Annotated in this window: 25 protein-coding genes, 1 rRNA gene and 1 riboswitch; of the genes, 7 read left to right on the forward strand and 19 right to left on the reverse strand. The window is 70.9% G+C overall.

Annotated elements, in window-relative coordinates; genetic code table 11:
• Nucleotides 1-25: 25 nt before the first annotated feature.
• Nucleotides 26-925 carry a LysR substrate-binding domain-containing protein gene (locus tag ACIRO3_RS08895; RefSeq protein ID WP_361786504.1) on the reverse strand — a complete coding sequence of 300 codons (900 nt, stop codon included), beginning with the start codon at nt 923-925 and terminating at the stop codon, nt 26-28.
• 73 nt (nt 926-998) lie between these two features.
• Between ACIRO3_RS08895 and ACIRO3_RS08900 the strand changes: the two genes are divergently transcribed.
• Nucleotides 999-2,081 carry a DMT family transporter gene (locus ACIRO3_RS08900; protein WP_404134030.1) on the forward strand — a complete coding sequence of 361 codons (1,083 nt, stop codon included), beginning with the start codon at nt 999-1,001 and terminating at the stop codon, nt 2,079-2,081.
• A gap of 93 nt (nt 2,082-2,174) precedes the next feature.
• Here the strand turns inward: ACIRO3_RS08900 and ACIRO3_RS08905 are convergent, their stop codons facing one another.
• A complete protein-coding gene (locus ACIRO3_RS08905; RefSeq protein ID WP_404134032.1) occupies nt 2,175-3,506 on the reverse strand; it encodes an aminotransferase class I/II-fold pyridoxal phosphate-dependent enzyme in 1,332 nt (443 codons plus the stop codon).
• Between the two features lie 37 nt (nt 3,507-3,543).
• On the opposite strand from ACIRO3_RS08905, the gene ACIRO3_RS08910 reads away from it, so the two are divergent.
• Nucleotides 3,544-4,260, forward strand: coding sequence for a pyridoxamine 5'-phosphate oxidase family protein (locus ACIRO3_RS08910; protein ID WP_404134035.1), 717 nt, complete (start codon nt 3,544-3,546; stop codon nt 4,258-4,260).
• Here ACIRO3_RS08910 and ACIRO3_RS08915 read toward each other — a convergent pair.
• Together ACIRO3_RS08915 and ACIRO3_RS08920 are read right to left on the reverse strand one after the other, a co-directional pair.
• The gene (locus tag ACIRO3_RS08915; RefSeq protein WP_361786492.1) at nt 4,242-5,198 is read right to left on the reverse strand and encodes an EamA family transporter; all 957 of its coding nucleotides are present in this window, start codon (nt 5,196-5,198) and stop codon (nt 4,242-4,244) included. The genes ACIRO3_RS08910 and ACIRO3_RS08915 overlap by 19 nt on opposite strands.
• Before the next feature lie 163 nt (nt 5,199-5,361).
• Nucleotides 5,362-6,318, reverse strand: a complete 957-nt coding sequence (locus ACIRO3_RS08920; protein ID WP_366147807.1) for an EamA family transporter — start codon at nt 6,316-6,318, stop codon at nt 5,362-5,364.
• Nucleotides 6,319-6,489: 171 nt separating this feature from the next.
• Between ACIRO3_RS08920 and ACIRO3_RS08925 the strand changes: the two genes are divergently transcribed.
• Entirely contained in the window at nt 6,490-6,918 is a 429-nt protein-coding gene (locus tag ACIRO3_RS08925; RefSeq protein WP_361786486.1) for an SRPBCC family protein, read from the forward strand.
• A gap of 90 nt (nt 6,919-7,008) precedes the next feature.
• On the opposite strand, the gene ACIRO3_RS08930 is transcribed toward ACIRO3_RS08925, so the two are convergent.
• The gene (locus tag ACIRO3_RS08930; RefSeq protein WP_361786483.1) at nt 7,009-7,629 is read right to left on the reverse strand and encodes a PadR family transcriptional regulator; all 621 of its coding nucleotides are present in this window, start codon (nt 7,627-7,629) and stop codon (nt 7,009-7,011) included.
• A 186-nt stretch (nt 7,630-7,815) separates the two neighbouring features.
• On the opposite strand from ACIRO3_RS08930, the gene ACIRO3_RS08935 reads away from it, so the two are divergent.
• Nucleotides 7,816-8,634, forward strand: coding sequence for a PhzF family phenazine biosynthesis protein (locus ACIRO3_RS08935; protein ID WP_404134039.1), 819 nt, complete (start codon nt 7,816-7,818; stop codon nt 8,632-8,634).
• Nucleotides 8,635-8,669: 35 nt separating this feature from the next.
• On the opposite strand, the gene ACIRO3_RS08940 is transcribed toward ACIRO3_RS08935, so the two are convergent.
• Both ACIRO3_RS08940 and ACIRO3_RS08945 read right to left on the reverse strand, forming a co-directional pair.
• Nucleotides 8,670-9,467, reverse strand: coding sequence for a CPBP family intramembrane glutamic endopeptidase (locus ACIRO3_RS08940; protein WP_404134042.1), 798 nt, complete (start codon nt 9,465-9,467; stop codon nt 8,670-8,672).
• 99 nt (nt 9,468-9,566) lie between these two features.
• On the reverse strand, nt 9,567-11,102 hold the full coding sequence (locus ACIRO3_RS08945; RefSeq protein ID WP_404134044.1) for a glutamate-cysteine ligase family protein: 1,536 nt from the start codon (nt 11,100-11,102) through the stop codon (nt 9,567-9,569).
• Between the two features lie 495 nt (nt 11,103-11,597).
• Between ACIRO3_RS08945 and ACIRO3_RS08950 the strand changes: the two genes are divergently transcribed.
• Nucleotides 11,598-12,218 (forward strand): hypothetical protein, encoded by a 621-nt coding sequence (locus ACIRO3_RS08950; RefSeq protein WP_365998876.1) that lies wholly within the window; start codon nt 11,598-11,600, stop codon nt 12,216-12,218.
• A 284-nt stretch (nt 12,219-12,502) separates the two neighbouring features.
• Nucleotides 12,503-12,691 (forward strand): DUF5999 family protein, encoded by a 189-nt coding sequence (locus ACIRO3_RS08955; protein ID WP_053683766.1) that lies wholly within the window; start codon nt 12,503-12,505, stop codon nt 12,689-12,691.
• Between the two features lie 95 nt (nt 12,692-12,786).
• Here ACIRO3_RS08955 and gcvP read toward each other — a convergent pair whose 3' ends face one another.
• Entirely contained in the window at nt 12,787-15,672 is a 2,886-nt protein-coding gene (gene gcvP / locus ACIRO3_RS08960) for an aminomethyl-transferring glycine dehydrogenase (protein ID WP_404134047.1), read from the reverse strand.
• A gap of 197 nt (nt 15,673-15,869) precedes the next feature.
• Nucleotides 15,870-15,968: riboswitch (glycine riboswitch) on the reverse strand.
• Between the two features lie 113 nt (nt 15,969-16,081).
• Here gcvP and ACIRO3_RS08965 point away from each other — a divergent pair.
• Entirely contained in the window at nt 16,082-16,474 is a 393-nt protein-coding gene (locus ACIRO3_RS08965) for a PRC-barrel domain-containing protein (protein ID WP_404134050.1), read from the forward strand.
• Here the strand turns inward: ACIRO3_RS08965 and ACIRO3_RS08970 are convergent.
• The 11 genes from ACIRO3_RS08970 to rrf all read right to left on the reverse strand — a co-directional run bounded on the left by ACIRO3_RS08970 (nt 16,471) and on the right by rrf (nt 26,757).
• A complete protein-coding gene (locus ACIRO3_RS08970; protein WP_404134053.1) occupies nt 16,471-17,952 on the reverse strand; it encodes a DNA polymerase IV in 1,482 nt (493 codons plus the stop codon). The two genes, ACIRO3_RS08965 and ACIRO3_RS08970, sit on opposite strands and share 4 nt — an antisense overlap.
• Before the next feature lie 55 nt (nt 17,953-18,007).
• Nucleotides 18,008-18,652, reverse strand: a complete 645-nt coding sequence (locus ACIRO3_RS08975) for a MerR family transcriptional regulator (RefSeq protein ID WP_365998872.1) — start codon at nt 18,650-18,652, stop codon at nt 18,008-18,010.
• 180 nt (nt 18,653-18,832) lie between these two features.
• Nucleotides 18,833-19,306: a bifunctional nuclease family protein gene (locus ACIRO3_RS08980; RefSeq protein WP_007262890.1), complete on the reverse strand. Its 474-nt coding sequence runs from the start codon at nt 19,304-19,306 to the stop codon at nt 18,833-18,835.
• 52 nt (nt 19,307-19,358) lie between these two features.
• Entirely contained in the window at nt 19,359-20,120 is a 762-nt protein-coding gene (locus ACIRO3_RS08985; protein WP_404134055.1) for a MerR family transcriptional regulator, read from the reverse strand.
• Nucleotides 20,121-20,139: 19 nt separating this feature from the next.
• A complete protein-coding gene (locus ACIRO3_RS08990) occupies nt 20,140-21,084 on the reverse strand; it encodes an FHA domain-containing protein (protein ID WP_404134164.1) in 945 nt (314 codons plus the stop codon).
• A gap of 82 nt (nt 21,085-21,166) precedes the next feature.
• Nucleotides 21,167-21,976, reverse strand: coding sequence for a DUF881 domain-containing protein (locus ACIRO3_RS08995; RefSeq protein ID WP_404134058.1), 810 nt, complete (start codon nt 21,974-21,976; stop codon nt 21,167-21,169).
• 5 nt (nt 21,977-21,981) lie between these two features.
• Nucleotides 21,982-22,314: a small basic family protein gene (locus ACIRO3_RS09000; RefSeq protein WP_003970459.1), complete on the reverse strand. Its 333-nt coding sequence runs from the start codon at nt 22,312-22,314 to the stop codon at nt 21,982-21,984.
• Nucleotides 22,311-23,216, reverse strand: coding sequence for a DUF881 domain-containing protein (locus ACIRO3_RS09005; RefSeq protein ID WP_404134061.1), 906 nt, complete (start codon nt 23,214-23,216; stop codon nt 22,311-22,313). Before ACIRO3_RS09005 ends, ACIRO3_RS09000 begins: the two co-directional genes overlap by 4 nt.
• 103 nt (nt 23,217-23,319) lie before the next feature.
• Nucleotides 23,320-25,818 (reverse strand): mannose-1-phosphate guanyltransferase, encoded by a 2,499-nt coding sequence (locus tag ACIRO3_RS09010; RefSeq protein ID WP_361787106.1) that lies wholly within the window; start codon nt 25,816-25,818, stop codon nt 23,320-23,322.
• A 100-nt stretch (nt 25,819-25,918) separates the two neighbouring features.
• A complete protein-coding gene (locus tag ACIRO3_RS09015) occupies nt 25,919-26,509 on the reverse strand; it encodes a CDP-alcohol phosphatidyltransferase family protein (RefSeq protein WP_053683747.1) in 591 nt (196 codons plus the stop codon).
• Between the two features lie 130 nt (nt 26,510-26,639).
• Nucleotides 26,640-26,757: ribosomal RNA gene (gene rrf / locus ACIRO3_RS09020) — 5S ribosomal RNA — on the reverse strand.
• Between the last annotated feature and the right edge of the window lie 129 nt (nt 26,758-26,886).

Genomic DNA, 26,886 nt, shown 5'->3' on the forward strand with positions numbered 1-26,886 from the left:
CCCCGGGGGCGAGGTGGCGGCGACCCTACAGCGTCGAGGCGGTCGCCTTGAGGGCGTCGACGGCGGCCCGGACGGAGGGCCGCCGGTCGGCGTCCGCCCGCCAGACGACGTACACGTGCCGGCGGACGGCATCGCTGACCGGCAGCAGTCGCACCCCGGACGGTACGGGACCGCGGCCCAGCCGGGGGGTCACGCACACGCCCAGACCCGCCTCGACGAAGGCCAGTTGGGTGTGGTGTTCCTCGGCGATGTGCGCGATGCGGGGCTCGATGCCGATGCCGCGCAGGGTGAACACCAGCCACTCGTGACAGAACTGGCCCTCGTTCCAGGAGATCCACTCCTCGTCGGCGAAGTCGGCCAGTGAGACCAGGGTCCGCTCCGCGTGCCGGTGACCGGCCGGCACGGCGATGTCGACGGAGTCCTCCAGCAGATGGCAGCGGGTGAGCTCGGCCGGCACCGGCATCCGCTTGTTGTGCCAGTCGATGGCCAGCGCCAGGTCGAGGTCGCCGCGCACCACCGCGGCCATGCTCTCCCCGGGCTCCTGTTCCCGCACCCGGGGCCGGAGTTCGGGGTGTCGGGCGCGCAGCGCCGTCAGCGCCCCGGGCAGCAGCCCGCGCATGGCGGTCGGAAAGGCGCCGATCTGCAACTCCCCCACCGGGCAGCCCCGTTGGGCCTCGACGTCGGCCTGGGCGAGTTCCACCTGGGAGAGGATCCGGGCCGCGTGGTCCGCGAGCAGGCGCCCGGCGTCGGTCAGCCGGACCCCCCGCCCGTTCTTGGCCAGCAATGGCTGACCCACCTCCCGTTCCAGCTTGGCCATCTGCTGGGAGACCGCGGAGGTGGTGACGTGCAGCCCGTCGGCCGCGCCGCCGACGGAACCGTGGCGGGCGAAGGCGTCGAGGGTGCGCAGGCGCTCCAGGTTCAACATGTAAGCGATGCTACGACGAGAACGCCACAGATTCTCGCTTGTTCTAATGCGTCGGACGCCACAGAGTAAACCCATGAGCGCACCCACCACCCCGAGACCGGCCGCCGAGGCCCTCCCCGACCCCACGCCGGGCGATCCCACACCGGCCGATCCCACACCGGCCGCCGCCACGTCGACCGATTCCACACCTGCCGCCGCCGGCGCGGGCGTCGCCGCACCGCCCGCCCCTCGCCGGGGCGGTCTCGACTGGCGGGTCCGGTTCGCGGTCCTCTCGGTGATCTGGGGCTTCAGCTTCCTGCTGATCAAGGTGGGCACGGAGGCCTACGCCCCGTTCCAGGTCGCTCTCGGCCGGGTCGCCTTCGGCGCCCTCGCGCTGCTCACGGTCCTGTTGGTGCGTCGCGAGCGGCTCCCCCGGGGTCGGCGGACCTGGGCCCACCTGACGGTGGCGGCGCTCCTGCTGAACACGGCGCCGTTCTCGCTCTTCGCGTACGCCGAGCTGAGCATCCCCTCCAGCCTGGCCGGCATCTGCAACGCGACCTCCCCGCTGTGGGGCATGGCGCTCTCCCTGGTCGCGCTGTCCGAGGACCGCCCCACCCGCCGCCGGTTCGCCGGCCTGGGCCTCGGCTTCCTCGGCGTGCTCACCGTCCTCGGCGCCTGGCAGGGCTTCTCGGGGGTCGGCGCCACGGGCACCGCGCTCGCCCTGCTGGCCTCGCTCTGCTATCCGATCGGCTGGATCTACGTCCGCCGCACCCTGGCCGGCACCCCCGGCTCGCCGGTGGCCCTGACCGGCGCGCAGCTCGGGATCTCGACGCTTCAGCTGCTGCTGGTCAGCGCCGTGTTCACCTCGGCCCCCGGTTCGTTCCCGCTCTGGCCGACCCTGTCGGTGATCGCCCTGGGCGCCCTCGGCACGGGACTGGCCCTGCAGATGCAGTACGGGCTGGTGACGGAGGTCGGCCCGACCACCGCCCAGATGGTCACCTACTTCATCCCGGTCATCGCCACCACGGCGGGCGTCCTGGTCCTGGGCGAGCAGCTCCACTGGAACACCCCGGTCGGCGCGGCCATCGTCCTGGCCGGCGCGGCGCTCACCCAGACCCGCACCCCGAAGCGGAAGCCCCCGACCGAGCCCGCCCGATCCGGCCCCGCCGGCGTCTGAGGCGCGGGGGCCCGGGGGCGGAGCCCCCGGCAACGGCGCCGCGCCCGCCCACCGGCGCGCCGGCCCCCGCCGCGGAGCGCCCCCGCACCGACCTCAGTCGAAGCGTCCCCCCACCGCGGGCCGCACGGCGTCGGCCACCGCGTCCGCGAGTCCCGCCACCTCGCCCGTCCCGAGCCCGGACACGGTGATCCGTACGCCGGGCCCGCTCTCCACCCGGAACCGCGCCCCCGGCGCCACCGCCCAGCCCGCCCCCAGCAGCCGCGCCACCGCGCCCGTCTCGTCGGCGACCGGTACCCACACGTTCATCCCACTGCGCCCGTACGCCCGCACCCCCCGCCGCTCCAGCGCCGCGACGAGCCCGTCCCGCCGTTGCCCGTACGACCGCGCGACCGCGACCGCGTCCACCGCGCCGGTGGTCCACAGTTCGACCACCGCGTACTGGAGCAGCCGGCTCACCCAGCCCGGCCCCAGTCGCTGCCGCCCCCGCACCCGGTCCATCGTGACCGCGTCGCCCGTCAGCACCGCGAGCCGCAGGTCGGGCCCGTAGGCCTTCGCCGTGGACCGGACCAGCGCCCAGTGCCGGGTGACCCCTCCCAGGCACCGCAGCGGCAGGTCCACGATCCCGTGGCCGTGGTCGTCGTCGAGGACGAGCACCTCCGGGTACCGCGCCAGCAGTTCCCGCAGTTCATCCGCCCGGGGCGCGCTCACCGCCGCCCCCGTCGGGTTCTGCGCCCTGGCGGTGACCACCAGCGCCCGTGCCCCGTCGGCCAGGGCGCGGGCCACCGCTTCCGGTCGGGGCCCCTCGTCGTCCACGGCGACCGGCAGCACCCGCAGCCCCAGCGCGGGCGCCAGGTCCAGCACGCTCCCCCAGCCGGGGTCCTCCACGGCCACGGCGTCGCCGGGGCGCAGGTGGGCGGCCAGTACGCGTTCGATCCCGTCGAGCGCGCCCGAGGTGACGCCGACGGGCCCGGCCGGCACCCCGTCGGCGTCGAAGCCGGCCCGGGCGAGGGCCGCCAACTCCGGGGCGACGGGGTCGGTTCCGTACAGGGTGGGCGTCCGCGCGTGCTTCCGGGCGGCGGCGGCCAGGGCCCCCTCCAGCGAGGGCAGCAGCGAGACGTCCGGGTTGCCCGAGGCGAGGTTGCGCACACCGGGCGGGACGTCCATCCGCAGCGCGTCCCGGGGTGCGCTCGCCGGCCGCGACCTGACGCGGCTGCCGCGTCGGCCGTCCGTCTCGATGACGCCGCGCTCGCGCAGGGTCCGGTAGGCGGCGGCCACGGTGTTCGGGTTCACCCCCAGCACGGCGGCCAACTCCCGCATCGGCGGCAGCAGCGCTCCCGGGGGGAGCGCGCCCGATCCGATTCCCGTTTCGACACTGGCCGCGATATCCGCTGCGCGGCGCCCCGTGATCCGATAGTCTCCTAGCACAAACCACATTATGCACTAGTGCAACGGAGTTCGCACCATGACCGCCACGCCCGCCACCGAGCCGACCACGCCGACCACCGCGCAGCCGGCCGCGCGGACGACCTCCGCGTACGAGCCCACCGACCGTACCGTCCCGACCCGCTCCAGGGACCGGGCCCGCTACGACCGCGAAACCGTGCACGCGATACTCGACCAGGCCTACGTCTGCCACCTCGGCTTCGTGCGCGACGGCGCGCCGGTGGTCCTGCCCACGCTGTTCGGCCGGATCGGCGACGCCCTGTACCTCCACGGCTCGACCGGGTCCCGCCCGCTGCTCGCGGCGGGCAAGGCCGATCCCGGTCTGCCGGTCTGCGTGACCGTGACGCACGTCGACGGCCTGGTACTGGCCCGGTCGGCCTTCCACCACTCCCTGAACTACCGCTCGGTGGTCATCCACGGCACCGCGTACCAGGTCACCGACGAGCGGGAGTGCCGGACGGCGCTCGACGCCCTGGTCGACCAGGTCGTGCCCGGCCGGTCCGCCGACTGCCGTCCTCCGACGGCCAAGGAACTCGCGGCCACCGCCGTGATCCGGCTGGACCTGACCGAGGTGTCCGCGAAGCTGCGCACCGGCGAGCCGAACGACGACGCCGAAGACCTGGGCCTGCCCTTCTGGTCGGGCGTGGTCCCGGTCGCGCCGGCGTACGGGACGCCGGTCCCGGCCGCCGACCTGACCCCCGGCGTCGCCGTGCCGGGCTACCTCGCCACGCTCTGAGCCACCGGGGCGGGCCCGGCCACCGGCCCGCCCGCCGGCCTCCGTGCCTCGGCGACGATCAGCGCGGCGACGGCCGTCAACAGCAGTGCGGTACCCAGGATCACGGCGCCGGTCAGTCGTTCGCCGAGCAGCAGCACGGCGATCACGGCCGCGCTCACCGGCTCGATCAGCATGATCACCGACACGGTGGCGGCCCGTACGGCGGCGGCCCCGTGGAAGTACAGCGCGTACGCCAGGGCCGTCGGGACGGTGGCCACGTACACGAGCAGCCACAGCACCCGCCCGAGATCGGCGGTGTGCGGGAGCAGACCCTCCATCGCCGCGAGCGGCAGCAGGCACACCGTGCCCACCGCCACCGACCACGCGGTGGTGACCAGCGGGTCCCCGCCCGCCCCCCGCTGCCCGAGCCGGCGGGCCCGCAGGGTCATGGCGGCGTAACCGGCGGCCGACAGCAGCGCCCAGCCGACGCCGATCGGCCGCACCTCGCCGCCCCCGCTGCCCAGTACCAGCACCGCCAGTCCGGCCAACGCCCCGCCCACGGCGGCGATCCCGCCGCGGCCGAGCCGCTCGCCCATCCAGTAGCGGGCGCCGACCGAGATCAGGACGGGCCCCGCCCCCAGGGTGACCACGGTCCCGACGGCCAGGCCGGTCTCCCGCACGGCCGCGAAGTACGCGGCCTGGAAGAGGGTGAACATCAATCCGGTGGCGATCAGCGAGCCGGCCGAGGGCCGCGGCGCCCCGGCCTTGGGGCGACGGACCGCGAGTACGGCCAGCAGGACCACCAGCCCGCCCGCGCACCGCCAGAACGACAGGGCGAGCGGTCCGAGATCACTGGCGAGGAACAGCAGCGAGGCGGCCGCCCCGGCGGTTCCCCAGGCGGCTCCGGCGACGACGAGGTACAGCAGACTGCGCCCGGCTGCGGGCGAATGGTTCGACACGTGTGACTCCGCGCGTGCGTGAAGGATGAGGGAAGGGGGTCATCGCTTCGCGGGCAGCGCGCACCCGCCCGGGAACTCCCCGGGCCGGGGTACTCGTTCGTTCGAGGGCCGCCCGCGCTAGGCGGCGGGAGGCGGAAGCACGGTCGAAGGCATGATCGGCAGCCTAGGCGCTCGTCGTCTCGCGGTCCAACACGGCCGGGTCGGCGGCCCCCGGCGGGGTGGGCCGCGCGGACTGTGCGATGAAGGCGCCGCCCAGGACCAGCGCCCCGCCCGCGATCTGCCAGGCGGAGAGGTGCTCGCCCAACAACACCCAGGCCAGTACGGTCGCGATGACCGCCTCCAGACAGGCCACCACGCCCGCCACCTGCGGCGAGAGCCGGCGCACCGAGACGACCCCGGTCAGGTAGGCGAACACGGTCGCGATCAGCACGACCCAGCCGAGCAGCGCGACCGCGGGCACCGTCGTGCCGGCGATCGCCGCGTCGGAGCCCAGCACCGCCCAGTCCATCCGCCAGGGCCGGGCGATCGCGGTCATGACCAGCGCGCCGACGATCATGCCGAACGCGATCACGCCCAACGGGTCGGGGACGTCGTCCCCGTCGCTCCCCTGGTCCGCGAACACGAAGTAGAACGCCTGGCAGCAGGCGGCGGCGAGGCCCAGCAGCACCCCGAGCGGGTCCAGGCTCAGTCCGGCCCAGATCTCCACGACGCACGCCAGCCCGACGACGGCCACCGCCGCTCCGGCGGCGGCCGCCCGGGTCACCGGCTTGCGCTGCACGAAGCGGATCCAGCCCAGCAGCAGGGCCGGTCCCAGGTACTCCAGCAGCAGCGCGACACCGACCGGGATCCGGGACAGGGAGGCGAAGTAGAAGGCCTGCACGCCGGCGACGGCGATCAGTCCGAAGCCGGCCAGCAGGAACGGCTTGCGGCGCACCAGATCGCGATGACGCCAGGCCAACGGGGACAGCACGAGCGCCGCACCCGCCACCCTCAACCACACCATGTGCAGCGGGTCCAGACCCGCCTCGATCAGCGGCTTCGCCGCGACGCCCGAACCACCGAACGCACACGCCGAGACGAGGGCGAGGCCCAGTCCGGCGTTCTTCCCTGACGCTTGCATCGCCACATCATGGCAGGAGGCGTCAGGACCGTCATCGACATGACACCTGTTGAGACGCACCCGACACCCACCTGCGCCGGACCCACTGGATCTGACAGGTCGTCAGTATTGAATGTTCCGCCCACCGGAGCTACCTTCCGCCGCACGTACCCGACGAGAAGGGGTGGTCGCATGGCCGAAGTCACCGCGGAATCACGCATCGAGGCGCCCGCCGCGAAGCTCTGGGCGCAGCTGACCGACTGGGACGCGTACGGCCGGTGGAGCATGACCCACACCGACTTCCCGAAGGGCGGACCGCAGACCCTGGCGGTCGGATCGACCTTCGCGGAGAACATGAAGATGATGGGCTTCCCGGCGGAGGTCCTCTGGACCGTCTCGGAGCTGGAGGACGAGCGCCTCTTCGCCATCACCGGCAAGGGCCCGATGGGCGTGGCCGTCCTCACCCGGTACACCCTGGTCCCGGACGGCGCGGCCACCACCGTGCGGATCGACGGCGAGTTCACCGGGGCCGCCGTGTCGCTGATGGCCGGCAAGCTCAAGGACTCGGCCACGGCCGCGCTGAACGAGTCGCTCCGCAAGCTGGCGGGCCTGGTCGCCTGACCCGCACTCCGCGGCGTACGCGGGTACGCACGAGGGCGCGCCCCGGGAGAGGGCTCTCGCGGGGCGCGCCTTCGTGGGGTGTCGGCCGGCTCAGTGCTCGTCGGCCAGGATCAGGTAGAGCTTCCTGCGTGCGTCGTTGATGACCCCGAGGGCCTTCTCGCGCTGCTCGGGCGTGCCGGTCTTGAAGACCTGGCCGAAGGCTTCCATCAGGCCGACTCCGGCCGTCCGGACCTCGTGCATCGCCTCGAAGTCGAAGCCCCGCCCGGCGTCCTCCCAGGGGGCGTCCGGACCCGACTCGGCCTCGGTGCGGCCCGCGTCGGTGAGCGTGAACAGCTTCTTGCCGCCCTCGCTCTCGTTCGTGATGAGGCCCTCGTCCTCCAGCATCTGGAGGGTCGGGTAGACCGAGCCGGGACTGGGCTTCCAGGCCCCTCCGCTGCGCTCGCCGATCTCCTGGATCATCTCGTAGCCGTGCATCGGCCGGTCGGCGAGCAGCGCCAGGATCGAGGCCCGTACGTCACCCCGCCGGGCCCGTCCGCGAGGTCCGCCGCGTCCGCCGCGCCCTCCGAAGGGTCCGCCGCCGAAGGGCGGCCCGAACGGGCCGAAGGCGGCGCGGCGCCCGCCGAACTCCTCCCGACGGTCCGGCCCGCAGTGGCCGTGACCCCGTCCGTGCTCGTGGCCGTGGTCGTGTCCGTGCTGTCCGTGTGAACGCATGACTGCGCTCCTTTCGTCATCAAGTGGTCTCGCCGTCGGACCCGATGGCCCGACCGCTTCGATATCTCAACTATCACTGATCGTTCGCGATGCGTCAACGATATATCGGAAACTCTTCGACGATAGAGCCAGGTACCCCGGATTGGCCTTTGGCGGCGTTCCCCGGCCCGCCCTACGGTCGAGGTCATGCGCATCCGAATCGTCGACGCCTTCACCGACCGCCCCTTCCACGGGAATCCCGCCGGGGTCCTGCTGCTGGACGGCGCGTTCCCCCCGGACTCCTGGCTCCAGCAGGTCGCGGCCGAGGTCAACCTCTCCGAGACCGCCTTCGCGCGGCCGCTGCCGGCGGGCGGGGAGGCCGACTGGGAGCTGCGCTGGTTCACCCCGGCCGCCGAGGTGGACATGTGCGGGCACGCCACCCTCGCGACGGCCCACGTCCTGGCGACGACCAGCCGGGCGAGCGGGCTGATCCGATTCGCCGCCCGCTGCGGGATCCTCACGGCGCGGGCCGCCGAGGACGGCACGATCACCATGGACTTCCCGACCTCCTCGCTGACGGAGGTCGAACCCGTGGCCGAGGTGGAGCGCGCGCTGGGCGCCGGGATCAGGTCGGTGCACGACACGTCCGCCCACATCGGCGACCTGGTGGTGGAGCTCGCGGACGAGCGGACGGTACGGGAGCTCACCCCCGACCTCGTCGCCCTGCGCGGCTACGCCCGCCGCGGGGTCATCGTCACCGCGGCGGCCGAGGACCCCTCACGCGGCTACGACTTCGTCTCCCGCGGCTTCTTCCCGGCCGTCGGCATCGACGAGGACCCCGTCACGGGCAGCGCCCACACCGCGCTCGCCCCCTTCTGGGCGCGGCGTCTGGGCCGCACCACGCTGACGGGTCTCCAGGGCGGATCGCGTACGGGCCTGGTCCGCGTCACCCTCGCCGGCGAGCGCACCCTCCTGACCGGTCACGCGGTCACGGTCCTGGACGGGGAACTCCTCACCCGCCCCTGAGGCCCCCGGTCCCCGATGGCCGCCCCGAAGACACCTCAGGGAGTCGGCAGCCAGTCCACCTTGCCCGCGAGCAGGGCGTAGCCGCCGAAGGCCACGATGTCGAGCAGCGCGTGCGCGACGACGAGCGGCCCGACGCGCCCCCACCGGCGGTAGGCCAGTACGAACACCACGCCCATCACCATGTTGCCGATGAAGCCGCCGATGCCCTGGTAGAGGTGGTACGAGCCGCGCAGTGCCGAACTGGCCAGCAGCGACGCCGTCGGGGACCAGCCCAGCTGGTCGAGCCGGCGCAGCAGGTAGGCCAGCACGATGACCTCCTCCACCACGGAGTTCTGCAGCGCGGAGAGGATCAGCACGGGGAACTTCCACCACACGTCCGGCAGCGCCTCCGGCACCACCGTCAGGTTGAAGCCGGTGGCGCGGGCCGCGAGGTAGAAGGCGAGCCCGGCGCTGCCGATGCCGGCGGCGACCAGCGCGCCGCGACCCAGGTCGGACAGCGGCCTGGTCCGGTCGAAGCCCAGCGCACGCAGCCCCGGCGCTCCCTCCCGGGTCAGCAGGTGCGCGACGAGCAGGACGGGGACGAGCGCGCTCGCGATCCCGAACAGCTGCCAGGCCAGGTCCAGCCAGGGCCGACCGGGCGCGTACGACCCGTTGAGCGTGGCCGCCTGGTCCTTGAGGCCGCCCGGCTTGGTCAGCGAACCGATGAAGCTGATCAGGGCCGAGACCCCGCTCGCCCCCAGCGAGAGCGCGAGGACGAGCAGCGTCTCGGTCCGCAGGTACCCGCGGTCGTCTTCCCTCGGGTCCTTGACCACCGGCTCCGGCTCCACCCGCACGCCCGACTCCCGTCCCGCCGCGATCGTCGCGACGTGCCGTCACGACATCCCCATACTGCCTCCTCGGCGGGGGAACGGGATCACCGGACCCGGTCGGGGTCAGCGTCGGGCCGCCGCGGTGGCGTCCACCTCCTGCCCGGCGAGCCCGACCGGCCAGGTGTGCACGGGGTCGCCCCGGTGGGACAGCTCGCTGTAGCGCCGGGTGGTCGCCGCCAGCGCCTCGTCCCGGCCCAGGCCGGCCGCCACGGCCCGGTGGAAGGTGTCCACCTGCCAGGTCGCGCCGTTCACCCGGAGTCGACACCGCTGCTCGATGATCCCCAGGTAGTGGTCCCGGTCCGCCGGCGCGATGCCCCAGGCGTCCAGCCCGGCCGCCGCCATCGGAAGCAGTTCGTCGAGCACCAGCCGCACCGCCGGCACGCTCGCCAGGCCTCCGCTCCGTCCCCGACGCGGCCAGCGCAGCCGTGCGTCGATCCCGTACCGGCAGGCCGCGTCGAAGTTGGCCTCGGCCTCCGCGAACGGCAGCCGCGTCCAGACCGGCCGCTGCTCGTCCGCGAGCGTGCGCACCAGCCCGTAGTAGAAGGCGGCGTTGGCGACCACGTCGGCCACCGTGGGCCCGGCCGGCAACACCCGGTTCTCCACCCGCAGGTGCGGCACCCCGTCGGCGACCCCGTACACGGGCCGGTTCCAGCGGTAGACCGTGCCGTTGTGCAGGACCAGCTCCTGCAGGCTCGGCACCCCTCCCTCGGCGAGCACCCGCAGCGGTTCCTCCTCGTCGCAGATCGGCAGCAGGGACGGGAAGAAGCGGACGTTCTCCGCGAAGAGTTCGTACGCCGAGTCCACCCAGCGCTCCCCGAACCAGGTCCGCGGTCGAACGCCCTGCGCCTGGAGTTCGGGCGGTCGGGTGTCGGTGGCCTGGGTGAACAGCGGCGGCCGCGACTCCCGCCACAGCTCGTGCCCGAACAGGAACGGCGAGTTGGCGCCGACCGCCGTCTGCACGGCGGACACCGCCTGGGCCGCGTTCCACACGTCCGCGAACCGGGCCGGGGTCACCTGGAGGTGCAGTTGCACGGAAGTACAGGCGGCCTCGGGCACGATGGAACCGGAGGTCCAGGTCAGCCGCTCGACCCCGTCGATGTCGAGGGTGAAGTCCTCGCCGCGCATCATCAGGATCTGCTCGTTGAGCAGCGAGTACCGGTCCACGGCGGAGAGGTTGGCCAGGGCCAGGTCGGAGCGGGTGATCGTCGGCAGGATGCCGATCATCACCACCCCCGCGTCGACCGCCGCGGCCTGCCGGTGGGCATAGTGCAGCCCCGCGCCGAGTTCCTCGGCGAGCTGGTCGAATACCCGTCCGCCGAGGCGGTGCGGGAGTACGTTCACCTCCAGGTTGAACATTCCGAGTTCGGTCTGGAAATCAGGGCTCGCAATCCGCTCCAGAACCTCGGCATTCACCATTCTCGGCAACCCGTCGGCACCCGCGAGATTCAGTTCGATCTCCAGTCCCATCATGTTCTTGGGCCGATCGAACCTCTTCTCCGCCAGAAGGCGCTCCAGCCCCTCCAGGCACTCGTGAAGCTTCCTTCGATACCGATGCCGATCGGACAGGTCGAATCCGCCTGCCACGACCTTCTCCCCCATCGAAGCGTCCCTCCTCGAATGGGCCTGGCCCGGTGCACCCAGGCGCGCGTTACGGTCGATGATGCCCCGGCGGAGTGATCGATAACGCGGCGGGGGCGTGCATGGCGGGCAGCGCGCGCCGGTTTGGCCCGAAGGGCGCTTCGGCACATTCGCCTGGCAAGCTCGAAAACGCAAATTCCCCCTCGCCTTTGCCCATTCCGCATAACCGATGCTTTCCAGCCGAGCCCCCGTCCGGTAACCTCCGAGGTCAGGGCGACATGTTCGTGCGCAACCGGCATGAATGCCATGCCAGAGGGACCGGTAAGCGCCTTGTCGGCAATGGACGGGACAGCTAGCCGAAACACTGCGTGAACACATGTCGTATAAACTCCGCAAACGAGGCAGAGAGTTGGCGCGCGGCCATTGCCCCTCAGCCCCCCTCTGGCCCCAGAATGCGACAGCGTCGTCCGCACCTTCCCCCGCACCCCAGGTCTCCCAAGTGAGAGGCGACCCACCATGCCGCTGCATGTCCCTCCGGCTCCCGCGCCCGCCCTGCGCTGCGTCCTCGCGGCACTGCGCTCCCCCACCGCCGTGCACGAGGCGCACACCCCGGCCCTGCGCAAGATCCAGGGTCCCCTGACCGCCGAACTCCCCCTGCCGGTCCACGTGCTCGACCGGTTGCAGGCCTCGTCGCTCACGACCGGCGCCAGGCCGCCCCGCACGCGGCTGACCGGCTGGCGGTTCATGATCCGCAGCGGGGACCGTTTCGTCGCGGCGGCCGACACCCGGCTCACCGCGGACGGCTGGGCCTTCTCGCACTTCTTCGAGGGCCCGTACGTGGCGGCGACCGAACGCGCCCTGCGCCAGGCCGAGTCGCTCGGCATGAGCCACCAGGCGAGACTCTTGTCCGTACCGGAGCTGTACATGCTGACCCTGTGGCTGCACGGAGCGGTGAACGCCGACGCCTCGGCGGGCCTGCCGGACGCCGCCGACCTGTTGATCCCGCTGGCCCCGGCGCCTCCCGGGATCGCGCCCTTCCGACCGCACACCGTGTCCGAGCTGCTGCCCGTGCTGACCCGTCGGCTCACCCCGCCGGCTCCTCCGGCACCGCCCGCGGTGGCCGCACCGGCGGCCTGACCAGCACTCCTCGACCGGCATGGCCCAAGTTGCCCATTCGGCCTAGCCCGCTCGGGCCACTGGTGAACCACCCGAAATGACAGGGGAGTTGGCCTGAACCGCCCGCACGAGTGATGCGTCATCAATCTATGAGGACAGCTGCCGGGAAATACCTACGAAGCAGCCGTCGTGGGGGAACACTGAGGACATGCTCTCCGCAGGCGCGGGGATGACCCAGGGGGACGGCCATGAATCACGCATCGAGCCGTAGCACGCAGACCACATCGCAGCGAAAGAACGCATCCATGTGCCAGCACCAGCCAGCCTGCCCGACGTCAGACTCCGCCGACAGGGAGGCCGCACTGCCGGTGGCGAACCACCCGGAACAGGGCTGGAGCCTGCTGTGCAACGGCGTCCTGCTCTTCGAGGACACCGGGGAGCTGTTGCCGGACGGCCAGATCATCGCCCCGCACCGGCCGCTCGCGGTCGCCTAGACGGGACGAGGCAGGGCAAGGGGAAGGGGCCGGTCCCGGAGCGATGCTCCGGGACCGGCCCCTTCCCCGTCAGCTCACACCGCCACGATCACGGCTCAGTTGTCGTACTCGTCGAGCGGCGGGCAGGAGCACACCAGGTTCCGGTCGCCGAAGGCGCCGTCGATCCGGCGCACCGGCGGCCAGTACTTCTCGGCGGCCGTGACCCCGCCCGGGAAGACGGCCTCGTCACGGGTGTACGAGTGGTTCCACTCGCCGCCCAGCGCCGCCGCGGTGTGCGGGGAGTTGGCCAGCGGGTTGTCGTCGACCGGCCATTCGCCGGCGGCCACCCGCTCGATCTCGGCGCGGATGGCGATCATCGCGTCGCAGAAGCGGTCGATCTCGGCGAGGTCCTCGGACTCCGTCGGCTCGATCATCAGCGTGCCGGCCACCGGGAAGGACATGGTCGGCGCGTGGAAGCCGTAGTCGATCAGACGCTTGGCGATGTCGTCCACGCTCACGCCCGTGGCCTTCGAGAGCGGGCGCAGGTCGATGATGCACTCGTGGGCGACCAGGTTGCCGGGACCGGTGTAGAGCACCGGGTAGTGCGGCTCCAGGCGCTTGGCGATGTAGTTGGCGCCGAGCACGGCCACCTGGGTGGCGCGCTTGAGGCCCTCGCCGCCCATCAGGCGCACGTACGACCAGGAGATCGGCAGGATGCCGGCCGAACCCCACGGAGCGGCGGAGATCGGGCCGACGCCCGTCTCCGGACCGGCGGTCGGCTGGAGCGGGTGGTTGGGGAGGTACGGGGCCAGGTGCGCCCGGACACCGACCGGGCCGACGCCCGGACCGCCGCCGCCGTGCGGGATGCAGAAGGTCTTGTGCAGGTTCAGGTGCGAGACGTCGCCACCGAAGTGCCCCGGCTTGGCCAGGCCGACCAGGGCGTTGAGGTTGGCGCCGTCCACGTAGACCTGCCCGCCGGCGTCGTGCACCTGCGCGCAGATGTCCGCGACGTGCTCCTCGAACACGCCGTGCGTGGACGGGTAGGTGATCATCAGCACGGCGAGCTCGTCGCGGTACTGCTCGATCTTGGCGCGCAGGTCGTCCGCGTCCACCTCGCCGTCGTCGGCGGTCTTGACGACGACGACCTTCATGCCGGCCATCACGGCGCTGGCGGCGTTCGTGCCGTGCGCGGAGGACGGGATGAGACAGATGGTGCGCTGCTCGTCGCCGTTCGCCCGGTGGTAGGCGCGGACGGCCAGCAGGCCGGCGAGCTCGCCCTGGGAGCCGGCGTTCGGCTGGATCGAGACCTTGTCGTATCCGGTGACCTCACACAGGCGTTCCTCCAGCTCGTTGATGAGCGTGAGGTACCCCTCGGCCTGCTCGACCGGGGCGAACGGGTGCAGCTGCCCGAACTCGGGCCAGGTGACCGGCTCCATCTCGGTGGTCGCGTTGAGCTTCATGGTGCAGGAGCCCAGCGGGATCATGCCGCGGTCCAGCGCGTAGTCCTTGTCCGAGAGCCTGCGCAGGTAGCGCAGCATCGCGGTCTCGGAACGGTGCTGGTGGAAGACCGGGTGGGCCAGGTACTCGTCCGAGCGCAGCAGGCCCTCGGGCAGGCTCTCGGGGGTGGCCTCGTCCAGCGCCTCGATGTCTGCGGTGACGCCGAAGGCGGCCCAGACGGCCTCGATGTCGGCGCGCAGCGTGGTCTCGTCGCAGGAGATCGACACCAGGTCGGCGTCCACGCGGTACAGGTTGACCCCGCCCGCGCGGGCGGCGGCGACGACCTCGCCGGCGCGACCCGGTACCCGGACGGTGAGGGTGTCGAAGTACGAGCCGTGCACGACCTTGACGCCGCCGGCCGCCAGACCCGCGGCGAGCACGCCCGCGTAGCGGTGGGTACGGCGGGCGATCGTCCGCAGGCCGTCCGGTCCGTGGTAGACGGCGTACATGCCGGCCATGACGGCGAGCAGCACCTGCGCGGTGCAGATGTTGCTGGTGGCCTTCTCGCGGCGGATGTGCTGCTCGCGCGTCTGGAGCGCGAGGCGGTACGCCTTGTTGCCGTCCGCGTCCACGGAGACGCCGACGAGGCGGCCGGGCAGCGAGCGGGCGTGCTTGGCCTGGACGGCCATGTAGCCGGCGTGCGGTCCGCCGAAGCCCATCGGGACGCCGAAGCGCTGGGTGGTGCCGACGGCGATGTCCGCGCCCAGCTCGCCCGGGGAGGTGAGCAGGGTCAGTGCGAGCAGGTCCGCGGAGACGGTGACGATGGCACCGAGCTCGTGCGCCTGGTCGATGACGGGCTTGATGTCCCGTACGGCACCGGAGGCGCCCGGGTACTGGAGCAGCACGCCGAAGACGCCGCGCTCGGCGATCTCGGCGGGGATGCCCTCGGACAGGTCGGCGACGACGACCTCGACGCCCGTGGGCTCGGCGCGGGTCTCGATCACGGCGATCGTCTGCGGCAGGGCGTCCGCGTCGATCAGGAAGACGCCGTTCTTGACCTTGCCGACGCGGCGGGCCAGCGACATGGCCTCGGCTGCCGCGGTGCCCTCGTCGAGGAGCGAGGCGCCCGAGGTCGGCAGGCCGGTGAGGTCGGCGACGACGGTCTGGAAGTTCAGCAGCGCCTCCAGGCGGCCCTGCGAGATCTCGGGCTGGTAGGGCGTGTACGCCGTGTACCAGGCCGGGTTCTCCATGACGTTGCGCAGGATCACCGGAGGGGTGAAGGTCCCGTAGTAGCCGAGACCGATCATGGACGAGAGGACCTGGTTGCGGTCGGCCAGCTCGCGGAGCTCCGCGAGCACCTCGGCCTCGGTCCGCGCCTCGGGCAGGTCGAGCGCCTCGGCGCTGCGGATCACGTCGGGCACCGCTGCGGCGGTCAGTTCGTCCAAGGAGCCGTAGCCCACGTGGGCGAGCATCTTCGCCTGCGCCTCGGCATCCGGGCCGATGTGGCGCTGCTCGAAGGGGATGCCTCGCTCCAGCTGGGAGAGCGGAATGCGGTTGGCGGTCATGACGGAGGCCTCCTGGTCGTATGACCTGCGAGGGGCACCACGGCGCGGGCACCCGAACGGCCTCCCCCTCTGTCATCTCAACCTGAGAGCTTCACCGGGCCTCCTGGGGTTCGCCCATGAGATCCGGCTTTCACCGTCGGTGAGGAGAGGAACCGGCGCAATTCATCCGGTACCCGCCCCTGCTTTCCAGAGTGGCCTCACCACGTGCGGTACGTATGCCTGAGAGATTCCGGGGAGGATTTGCTCCTTCGGCGCCTCCGTCGCGTTCACTCGGAGGACTCTCCCGCACAGGGTCGACAGCCGTCACCCAGCCTACCAGCGAGGTTCCGAACCCTCCTTCGAGTGGCCCCCTCTCCGAATATGCACTTCTGTAGTGATTACGGAGGAGTTGCGACCATATGGAGGGACCGTGCAGACCGACATCGATCCGCGCAGCCTGATCGGACGCAAGGCATTCGACCGCAACGGAGCCAAGATCGGCACCGTGGACGAGGTCTACCTCGACGATGCCACGGGCGTACCGGAATGGGCCGCGGTCAGGACGGGCCTGTTCAGCCGGGACGCGTTCGTCCCCCTGGAACCCAGCGAGGTGGTCGGGGACGCCCTGCGGGTCCCCTTCGAGCGGTCCCTGATCAGGGACGCGCCCGACTTCGGCGTAGGCCGCCACCTCTCGCCCGAACAGGAACTACAGCTCTACCACCACTACGGACTGGACGTGACCCTGCCGACGGAGTTCCACCACCCGCCGACCCCGCCGAGGAACACGCCCCGCGACTTCGGCCGGCTGGCGGGCGAAGGCTAGGCACCCCCACCCCCTCCACCTCCCCCGACCAACGGCAGCGGATCGGACGGCTCCAGCTCCGGATCGTCCACCCTGAAGGTGCGCACGCGACCGGGCGGCGATCCCGGCCGCTCGAACCGTACGGTCACCCGCCCGACCCCGCTGCCCTGTACCCACCCGGGCCCGTACACCGCGTGCCGCACGTCGCTCCCGGCCGGCCAGAGCCGCTCGGGGGCCACTCCCGCCGCACCGGCCGGCACGGCGTCCCCGTCGCCCTCCATGCCCCGTACGGCCCCCTCGGCCCCCTCCGGCTCCGCCGCGACGCCGGGCGTGATCCCGGTGACGTCCACCGCGCCCGGGCCCGACGGCTCCGCGTCCTCCGCCGCAGGGTCCCGGGGCGGCCCGATCGCGTCGCCGGCCCCCTCCGCCTCGGCCTGGGCGAACAGGTCCTCCTGCGTGTAGTCCGCCAGCCCCGTCACCCCGACGCCCAGCAGGCGCACCCCGCCCGTGGTGTCCACACCCTCCAGCAGCCGCGCCGCCGCCTCCCGGACCACCCCCGGATCGTCGGTCGGCCCCCGCAGCGTCTCCGAGCGCGTCAGCGTCGAGAAGTCGTATCGCCGCACCTTCAACACGATCGTGCGCCCCGAGTGCCCCGAGGACCGCAGCCGCCCCACGCAGCGGTCGGCGAGCCGCTGCACCTCGCCCCGGATCCGGACCCGGTCGTGCAGGTCCACGTCGAAGGTGTCCTCCACCGAGACCGACTTCGCGTCCCGCTCGGCGACCACCGGCCGGTCGTCCAATCCCAGGGCCATCCGGTACAGCCCCAGGCCGTGCGAGCGCCCCACCATCCGGATCAACTCGTCCTCGCCGGCCTCGGCGAGTTCCCCCACGGTGGTGATCCCGGCGCGCCGCAGGTGTTCTCCGGTCACCGGGCCCACGCCGGGGAGGGTCCGCACGGACATCGGCGCGAGGTGCTCGCGCTCGGTCCCCGGCTCGATCAGCAGCAGTCCTGCGGGCTTGGCCTCCTCGGAGGCCACCTTGGCCAGCATCTTGGACCCCGCGAGCCCCACGGACCCGCTGAGCCCCGTGGCGGCCATGATGTCGGCCCTCAGCCGTTCCCCGGCGGCCCGGGCGCCGGCGGAGTCGAAGGCGACCTCGCCCGCCTCCAGGTCCACGAAGGCCTCGTCCAGGCTCAGGGGCTCCACGAGCGGCGACAGGGCCCGCAGGAGCCCCATCACGCGCTCGCTGACCGCCTGGTAGACGCGGAACCGGGGGGTGAGGTAGGCGCCGTTCGGGCAGCGCCGCCTGGCCTGGGCCATCGGCATCGCCGAGTGCACGCCGAAGCGCCTGGCCTCGTAGGAGGCCGTGGCCACCACCCCGCGCGGCCCGAGCCCGCCGACGATCACGGCTTTGCCGCGCAGGCTCGGCTTCGACGCCTGCTCCACGGATGCGTAGAAGGCGTCCATGTCCAGATGCAGGATGGTCGGCGCGGCTCTCACAGCCCCGATGCTGCCCTACGCCTCTGACAATCCGGCGGGAGCCCGCCGCAGCGCCTCAGACCGCCCGGTTGCGGCGCGCCGCCAGCTCGTCCGTCGGGTTCTGCCCGACCAGCGTCTCCCCGGTGTCGATCCGCTCGCCGTGGAGCTGGGACAGCGCGTGCTCCACGTCCCGCCAGACCACGCCGATCGCGATGCCGAAGACGCCCTGCCCGCCCTGGAGCAGGCTGACCACCTGATCGGGTGAGGTGCACTCGTAGACGGTGGCGCCGTCGCTCATCAGCGTCATGCGCTCCAGGTCCGAGAAACCGCGGTCGCGCAGGTGCTGCACGGCGGTGCGGATGCTCTGCAACGCCACCCCGGTGTCCAGGAAGCGCTTGACGATCTTGAGGACCACCACGTCGCGGAAGCTGTACAGCCGTTGCGTGCCCGATCCGTAGGCGGGTCGGACGCTCGGCTCCACCAGCCCGGTCCGCGCCCAGTAGTCCAATTGCCGATAGGTGATGCCGGCGGCGGCGCACGCCGTCGGCCCCCGGTAGCCGATCTGCTCGGGCGCCCGCTCCTCGCTCACCGGTCCGACCGGCGTCGGAACCGACTCCGGCTGACGGCGCGCGGAACCCGGCGCACCGCCGTGCAGTGGGTACGGTCCACCGTCACTCCGTGCGGGGATGCCCCCGGTCGTACCGTCGCCCGTGATCCTCACGCCGACCCTCCGTCCTTGACCTGCCACCTCGAAGGTAGGCAGTCACCAGGGGTGCGTCAACGATCGCCACACTCGGCACGCCGAGTGATAATCACCCTGAGAGTGGTTTCCCGTGTCCGTCTACGGGGAAAGGCTACTCGAATGGGCTGAATCTTCACGGAGGGTGACACGGCTCGCGCCTCACTGCGGCCCGGTGCCGAAGTCCTCGGGCGAGATCTGATCGAGGAACTCGCGGAACTTCTCCACCTCGTCCTCCTGCTCGTCGGGGATGGCGATGCCCGCGTCGTCGAGCACGCCGTCGCTGCCGTAGATCGGCGTCCCCGTCCGCAGGGCGAGCGCTATGGCATCGGAGGGCCTCGCGCTCACCTCGACCCCACTGGCGAAGACAAGCTCCGCATAGAAGACGCCCTCCCGCAGATCCGTGATCCGAACCTCGGTGAGCTCCTCACCGACCGCCTCCAACACGTCCTTGAACAGGTCGTGCGTCAGCGGACGGGCAGGGGCCATGCCCTGTTGCGCGAAGGCAATGGCGGTCGCCTCCCCGGGTCCGATCCAGATGGGGAGGTACCGATCGCCTCCCACTTCACGCAGGAGCACGATCGGTTGGTTGGAGGGCATTTCCACCCGGACACCCACAACGTCGAGCTCGTTCACACAGCAACCCTAGGACCTGCCCGGCAGGTTTGGGTAGTCGGGCTCCCCCTGGTCAGTGGAGCCGGACCCCCAGGGCGGTCTGTACCAGGGCCTCGTGGAGCCGTACGGACAGCCCCGCGAGCTCCCTCATCGTGGCCTCCGCATGGGCCCTGGTCTGCGGATTGCGGTGCCGGCGCAGCGGGGCCACGAGCTGCTCGACCAGACCGGCCTCCCGGTCCGCGGCCGCTTTCATGGCGCGCAGATGGCGGGGCTCAAGCCCGAATCGACCGAGATCCGCGATCAAGCGGGCCACGGTGACCGTCTCGGCGTCGAATCCGCCGCCCGGCGCCTCGGCGATGAGGCCGTACGATTCCCACTCGCCGAGCTGCGCTTCGTCCACCTCCGCGGCGGAGATCAGCTCGGCCCGGCCCACCCGGGCCGCGCCGGGCCGCTCCCGCCCCACTTCGCCGTACACGGCGGCGGGACTCGCGGGATCGATGGAGTCCCCGTGCGCCGTGGGCGACGGGATGCGGACCTGCTCGCCGCGGTCGAGCGCGTCGAGCTGTCCGCGAATGACCTTCAGCGGCATGTAGTGGTCCCGCTGGAGGCGCAGGATCCGGCTCAGCCGAGCCACGTCGTCGGTGCTGAACTTGCGGTATCCGGAAGGTGTGCGCCGGGGCTCGACGAGGCCTTCCGCCTCCAGGAAGCGGATCTTCGAGATCGTGACGTCGGGAAACTCGTCACGCAGCATGGTGAGCACCGTGCCGATGCTCACCAGCCGCCCGGCCGAGGCGGCGGTGCCGTTTCCGGCACCGCCTGTCGGGGTGCGCAGCATGGGACCTTCCCTTGACGGGTCAGATGCCCCGCAGGCTCGCGTAGAAGACCAGCCGGTACTTGCCGATCTGCACCTCGTCGCCGTTGTGCAGGGCGACGGAGTCGATCGGCTCACGGTTCACGTACGTGCCGTTCAGGCTGCCCACGTCCGAGACGGTGAAGCCACCGTCCTGGCCCCGTCGGAAGTCGACATGTCGCCGGGAGACGGTGACGTCGTCCAGGAAGATGTCGCTCTGCGGATGCCGACCGGCAGTGGTCAGTTCGCCGTCCAAGAGGAACCGGCTGCCGGAGTTGGGGCCGCGCCGCACGATCAGCAGAGCGGAACCGGGCGGCAGCGCTTCCACCGCGGCCTGGGCCTCGGGGGACAGCGAGGACGACACGTGCTGTTGCCCCGACACCTCGGCCTCGTAGGCCTCAAGGCCCGAGATCGAGATCGTGGACGTGGTCTCCGAAGCACGCTCCGGCGTCAGACCCGGCCGCAGCGGCGCCCCGCAGCTGGAGCAGAACCGGCTGGCCGCATCGCTGCGGTGCCCGCACCTGCTGCAGATCTGCTCGGCCGACATGGACGGCTCCTCGCGCCGCGGCTGCCCCGCGGAGGCATTGGTGGCATACGGGTCGGGGGTAAACCCTCCACCCGCACTTGAGGTTGATGGTTCACCGAAACCTATGCGTCCGGTACCGGCAGGGTCAACAGCCGACGCGCCCTGCGCACCCGAAACATCACCCGAGCCGGCGACCTCGTCGCGGAAGAGCGGCCGGTCGCCCTGCCCTTCCACGTCTCCGTGCCCCGCACGGTGCCTCGCGGCACCGCCTTCCTCGCGGTTCTTCTTGCCGAACAACTTCTCAAACAACTTCACGGGCGATTCCCCTTGACCGAAACAGACCCGCCCGTGGGGCAGGACGAACTCCGAATGCACACACCTGCCGATCCGGACATTCTCACAACGTCCGTAACCACCAGACAGTTTCCACCACGCACCGCGACTTCGGTGCCTCGACCCCCCGCAGGCGTCCGCCCGCGTGAGCCGCTCCACGTTGCGCCCCGCGTCACGGTGATGACGACCGAGCGTAGTCAGGCTGCTTCGCAGCCCGCAAGGCGTCCACAACGATCTTCGCCGACCGTGTGACGGCGACCGTGGCTTGTTCCTTCTCCAGCGTCTGTACGACGCCGCCGGGGATGTTCAGGGCGGGCTCCAGGTCCTGCGGCTTGCCGATCACCTTGAACTCATAGGGTTGTGTGATCTTCTTCCCATCGATGCCGACCCCACCGCCCTCGTCCGAGAAGAACGACCCGGCCACCACCCGCACACCGTTGATCTGGATCGCCTCGGCACCGGCCGCCCGCAGCTCCTGCAGCGTGTCCAGGAGCTGGTCCGACTGCACCTGCCCCGCGGGGTCGGTGATCCGCAGCGTGATGCCCGGTCCCTGGGCAGCCACCGTACCGGCCAGAATGCCCAGTTGACGTTCCTTCTCCACGGTCTGCCTGCGCGCCTCCTCGGCCTGATCGGAGCTGTTCTCCAACTCCTTGCGCTGGTCCTCCAGCCTCTGCTTCTCGTCCTCCAGGCGCTTGGTCCGACCGTCGAGCTCGTCGAGGATCCGTACGAGGTCCTCCTGACGGGCCCCCCGCAGCGGAGCGCCCGAGTCGCTGTTCGAGCGGACCTGGATGGCCAGACCCAGGCCGAGGACGAACAGCAACAGCGCGACGATCAATTGGGCGCGGCTCACCCGTGGTGGCCACAGACCTGCCGCCAGGCGCTGCCGACCGGTCTCCTCGGGATCGGCCACCTGCGCCGACCCCTCCTTAAGAGGCTGCTCGGGGACGTTCGGTTCCTCCGGCGGGGTGTTCTCCGTACTCATCGACCTCACGCCCGGAACACGTGCCGACGGATGGCCGCGGCGTTGGAGAAGATGCGGATGCCGAGCACGACGACCACGCCGGTGGACAGCTGGGCGCCGACGCCGAGCTTGTCACCGAGGAAGACGATCAGTGCGGCCACCACGACGTTCGACAGGAACGACACCACGAAGACCTTGTCCACGAAGATGCCGTCCAGCATCGCGCGCAGACCGCCGAACACCGCGTCCAGCGCCGCCACCACGGCGATCGGCAGATAAGGCTCCACCACGGCCGGCACTTCGGGTCGGACCAGAAGCCCGACCACCACTCCGACCACGAGGCCCAGTACCGCGATCACGATGCACCCTTCTTCGGCTCTGCTGCTGTAGCTGTACGTACGGTCAAGCTCGACGCGGCCTGCAGGCGGATGTCGTCCACGGGCGACAGACTGGAGCGGATCCCGTAGCTCTCCTGCAGCACGTGCAGGTATTGGCCGCCCACGGAGTCCTGGAACGCGGTCCCGAGCCTCTTCTTGTCTCCCACCGCGAGCACTTCGTACGGCGGTACCAGCGGCTTGTTGTCGACCAGTATCGCGTCGCCCGCGGCCCTGATCGCCGAGAGGGCCGTGAGCCGCTGACCGTTGATCGAGACCGCCTCCGCACCGGACTGCCAGAGCCCGTTGACGATCTTCTGCATGTCCCGGTCGCGGAGCCGGCCGGTGTTCGAGAAGCCGGCGTTCTCGCGCGGTCCGCCGCCGCCCGCGGAGGAGGATCCCTTGGCGTCGTCCACCGTCAGTTTGATCCCCGGGCCGCGCACGTCGGTCGCGCCGGCCAGCAGGGCCACGAGTTGCCCCTGGTCCCCGCCGTGCTGCTTGAGCGCCTCGCGCTGGCTGTCCGCGACCTCGGTGCGCAACCGCTCGATGTCCTGTTCCACGGTCGTCGCGTGCTCGTCGGCCCGCTCCACCCGGTCGATGAGTTCCCCGCGCTCCTTGGCCAGCACGGGCGCCGCGATCCTCGCCTCGGCCGCTCCGAGGGTGACGACCATGGCGGCGATCACCAGTCCGGCGGCCAGACCGAGCTTGGCCTTGAGGGTGCGCGGGAGGCCCGCCGTACCGTCCGCCGCGCGCCGTGCCGAGGCTTCCGCATAGCCCTCGTCGAGACTGTGGTCCATCACGTGCGTCAGCAGCGACATGGAAGCGTCCGGGCGCGCGGGCGGCGTGGCCGAACTCCGGTTGTTGGGCGGCTGCGACATGCCCCACATCGTCGCATGTCGTCACCGGTGCCACCGAATGCGGGCGTCCGGTGGGCCGGTACGGAAGGCTTTCCCGTACCGGCCCACCGGACCGGTGTCTCACATGCCCGGCTCAGTGATCGCCGGCACCGTCCACGACCGCCGCCCACTCGTCGAGCAGCGCCTGCGCGGACGCGTCGTCGGGCCCTTCGGCCCACAGGTGCGTGACGGCCTCGGCCGGGTCCGGCAGGACCAAGGCCCAGCGGCCGTCCGCCTCGACCACCCGCACACCGTCGGTGGTGTCCACCTGACGGTCACCGGCTGCCTCCACGACCCGTCGCATGACGAGCCCCTTGACCGCCCACGGCGTCGGTACGTCCCGCTTGAGCACGTGCGCCCGCGGGATGCGCGCGTCGATCTGGCTGAGGGTGAGCTGTGTGCGCGCCACCAACCCGATCAGTTGCACGAAGGCCGCGGAACCGTCGAAGACGCTGCTGAACTCCGGAACGATGAATCCGCCCCGGCCGTCGCCGCCGAAGATGGTGTTCTCGGCCCGGCCCACCCGCGTCAGGTCGTCCGGCGAGGTGGTCGTCCACTCCACCTGGGTCCCGTGGTACGCCGCCACCTGCTCGGCGACCCGGGTGGTGGTCACGGGCAGCGCCACCTTGCCACTGCGCTTCTCCGCCGCGACCAGGTCGAGGAGGACCAGCAGGGCCCGGTCGTCCTCGATGATCCGCCCGCGCTCGTCGACCAGCGAGATCCGCTCGCCCACCGGGTCGAAGCGCACGCCGAAGGCCGCCCGCGAGGAGGCCACGATCTCGCCGAGCCGCACCAGCCCGGCCCGACGGGACTCCCTGGTCTCGGTCGGCCGGGTCTCGTCGAGCCCGGGGTTCACGGTCAGCGCGTCCACCCCGAGCCGGCCGAGCAGGCTCGGCAGGACCAGGCCCGCGCTGCCGTTCGAGGCGTCCACGACGACCTTGAGCCCGGAGTCCGCGACTCCGGTGATGTCCACGCGCCTCAGCAGCGAGCCCGTGTACGCGTCGAAGACGCTGCCCGGGAACTGCAGGTCACCGATCTCGCCGGGGAACGCGCGCCGGTATTCCTGGCGTGCGTACACCCGGTCCAGCTTGCGTTGCTGCTGGAGTGAGAGGTCGGCGCCGCGCTCGTCGAGGAACATGATGTCGACCGAGTCCGGCACTCCGGGCGAGGTCCGGAGCACGATGCCGCCGGCGCTTCCTCGCGCGGTCTGCTGCCGGGCCACCGGCAGCGGTACGTTCTCCAGGTCGCGGACGTTGATCGCGCTGGCCTGGAGCGCGGAGATCACCGCACGCTTGAGCGCTCTCGCGCCTCGGGAGTGGTCTCGGGCCGTGGTGACGATCGCACCCTTCTTCAGGGTCGTCGCATAGGCGCCCGCGAGCCTGACCACCAGCTCGGGGGTGATCTCCACGTTCAGGATGCCGGAGACTCCGCGCGCGCCGAACAGATGTGCCTGTCCGCGCGATTCCCAGATCACCGAGGTGTTGACGAAGGCGCCGGCCTCGATCGTCTTGAAGGGGTAGACGCGTACGTTCCCCTGGACGATGGATTCCTCGCCGACGAGGCACTCGTCACCGATGACGGCCCCGTCCTCGATCCGGGCGGCCCGCATGATGTCGGTGTTCTTGCCGATCACGCAGCCGCGCAGATTGCTGTGGGGACCGATGTACACGTTGTCGTGGATGACGGCCTTGTGGAGGAAGGCCCCGCTCTTGACGACCACGTTCGATCCGACGACCGTGTGCTCGCGGATCTCGACACCGGCCTCGACCTTGGCGTAGTCACCGATGTACAGCGGTCCGCGCAGTACCGCGTCCGGGCTGACCTCGGCGCCTTCGGCGATCCACACGCCCGGTGAGATCTCGAAGCCGTCCATGTCGACCTGGACCTTGCCCTCGAGCACGTCGGCCTGCGCCTTGACGTAGCTCTCGTGGGTGCCGACGTCCTCCCAGTAGCCCTCGGCCACGTAGCCGTAGATCGGCCGGCCTTCCTTCATGAGCTGGGGGAAGACGTCACCGGACCAGTCGACCGAGACGTCCGGGTCGACGTAGTTGAAGACCTCGGGCTCCATGACGTAGATGCCGGTGTTGACGGTGTCCGAGAACACCTGGCCCCACGTCGGCTTCTCCAGGAAGCGTTCGACCTTTCCTTCCTCGTCCACGATGGTGATGCCGAATTCCAGGGGATTCGGCACGCGGGTGAGGCACACCGTGACCAGTGCGCCCTTCTCCTTGTGGAAGTTGATGAGGTCTGTGAGATCGAAGTCGGTGAGCGCGTCGCCGGAAATGACGAGGAACGAATCGTCCTTCAAGGCCTCTTCGGCATTCTTCACGCTGCCGGCGGTACCGAGGGGCTTCTCCTCGTTGGCATACGTGAGTTCCATTCCGAGCTCTTCGCCATCACCGAAGTAGTTCTTGACGAGCGATGCCAGGAACTGAACGGTAACCACGGTCTCGCTGAGCCCATGCCGCTTGAGCAGCCTGAGCACGTGCTCCATGATGGGCCGGTTCGCTACCGGCAGGAGCGGCTTGGGCATGCTTGAGGTCATGGGGCGAAGACGCGTACCTTCGCCACCGGCCATCACGACGGCCTTCATGTCGGAAGAGTCCTCCTTGAGAGATGACGGTCAGCCGACCTCACCCGTCTCGGACGGTGACTTCGCAACTCCTCCGCGTCAGTACCGGCGTCGAGCAAGTTCAATCGGCCGTGGCATCCGCCTTGACCAGACGGCGGACTTGCACCACGTAAAGGATTCCTGCCCACCAATAGAGGGTTGTACCCCATCCGGCGAACGCCCATCCGAAAACTGACGCCATCCAGGCCAACCAGCCGGTTCCGTCACTGAGGAGGAGCAAGGGGAACGCGTACATCAGGTTGAAGGTCGCGGCCTTGCCGAGGAAGTTCACCTGGGGCGGCGGATAGCCGTGGCGTCTCAGGATCCACACCATGACCAGCAGCATCAGCTCTCGCGCGAGCAGGGCCGCGGTGAGCCAGATGGGCAGAATCTCGCGCCAGGTCAGGCCGAACAGCGTCGTCAGGATGTACAAGCGGTCCGCGGCGGGGTCGAGCAGCCGGCCCAGATTGCTGATCTGATTCCAGCGGCGCGCGAGTTTCCCGTCCAGGTAGTCCGTGATCCCGCTGAGCATGAGGACGGCCAGGGCCCAGCCGTCGTGCCCCGCCAGGATCAGCCAGAGGAACAACGGGACGCCGGCAAGACGCGCCATGCTCAGGATGTTGGGAATCGTGAAAATTCGGTCGGTCTGAACCCGAGTCTCCTGGACCTCCACCCGGGGGCCTCCACTGTGACTGTAGAAATATTGAAGACGATGCCCCCCGACCCTACAGGAGACCTCGACCTGGTCCGGAACGCAGAAAAGCCCCGCACCCTGAAGGGTGCGGGGCTTTCCCACAATGATTGTTCGGCGGCGTCCTACTCTCCCACAGGGTCCCCCCTGCAGTACCATCGGCGCTGAAAGGCTTAGCTTCCGGGTTCGGAATGTAAACCGGGCGTTTCCCTAACGCTATGACCACCGAAACACTATGAAGTTAACCAACCGGATATGAACACAGTTCGTTACTTCAGAACTAACACAGTGGACGCGAGCAACTGAGGACAAGCCCTCGGCCTATTAGTACCAGTCAGCTCCACCCGTTACCGGGCTTC

The sequence above is a fragment of the Streptomyces sp. NPDC102278 genome, from assembly GCF_044766345.1.
In the GTDB taxonomy this organism is placed as follows: domain Bacteria; phylum Actinomycetota; class Actinomycetes; order Streptomycetales; family Streptomycetaceae; genus Streptomyces.

Excerpts from the sequence above, each read along its gene's own strand:
- ACIRO3_RS08950 (WP_365998876.1), top strand. The coding sequence starts at position 11,598 with ATGCCGCTGCATGTCCCTCCGGCTCCCGCGCCCGCCCTGCGCTGCGTC.
- ACIRO3_RS09010 (WP_361787106.1), bottom strand. The coding sequence starts at position 25,818 with ATGAAGGCCGTCGTGATGGCCGGTGGCGAAGGTACGCGTCTTCGCCCC.
- ACIRO3_RS08935 (WP_404134039.1), top strand. The coding sequence starts at position 7,816 with ATGCGCATCCGAATCGTCGACGCCTTCACCGACCGCCCCTTCCACGGG.
- ACIRO3_RS08955 (WP_053683766.1), top strand. The coding sequence starts at position 12,503 with ATGTGCCAGCACCAGCCAGCCTGCCCGACGTCAGACTCCGCCGACAGG.
- ACIRO3_RS08920 (WP_366147807.1), bottom strand. The coding sequence starts at position 6,318 with ATGCAAGCGTCAGGGAAGAACGCCGGACTGGGCCTCGCCCTCGTCTCG.
- gcvP (WP_404134047.1), bottom strand. The coding sequence starts at position 15,672 with ATGACCGCCAACCGCATTCCGCTCTCCCAGCTGGAGCGAGGCATCCCC.
- ACIRO3_RS08910 (WP_404134035.1), top strand. The coding sequence starts at position 3,544 with ATGACCGCCACGCCCGCCACCGAGCCGACCACGCCGACCACCGCGCAG.
- ACIRO3_RS08895 (WP_361786504.1), bottom strand. The coding sequence starts at position 925 with ATGTTGAACCTGGAGCGCCTGCGCACCCTCGACGCCTTCGCCCGCCAC.
- ACIRO3_RS08995 (WP_404134058.1), bottom strand. The coding sequence starts at position 21,976 with ATGAGTACGGAGAACACCCCGCCGGAGGAACCGAACGTCCCCGAGCAG.
- ACIRO3_RS08985 (WP_404134055.1), bottom strand. The coding sequence starts at position 20,120 with ATGCTGCGCACCCCGACAGGCGGTGCCGGAAACGGCACCGCCGCCTCG.
- ACIRO3_RS08945 (WP_404134044.1), bottom strand. The coding sequence starts at position 11,102 with ATGGGGGAGAAGGTCGTGGCAGGCGGATTCGACCTGTCCGATCGGCAT.
- ACIRO3_RS08925 (WP_361786486.1), top strand. The coding sequence starts at position 6,490 with ATGGCCGAAGTCACCGCGGAATCACGCATCGAGGCGCCCGCCGCGAAG.
- ACIRO3_RS08900 (WP_404134030.1), top strand. The coding sequence starts at position 999 with ATGAGCGCACCCACCACCCCGAGACCGGCCGCCGAGGCCCTCCCCGAC.
- ACIRO3_RS08930 (WP_361786483.1), bottom strand. The coding sequence starts at position 7,629 with ATGCGTTCACACGGACAGCACGGACACGACCACGGCCACGAGCACGGA.
- ACIRO3_RS09005 (WP_404134061.1), bottom strand. The coding sequence starts at position 23,216 with ATGTGGGGCATGTCGCAGCCGCCCAACAACCGGAGTTCGGCCACGCCG.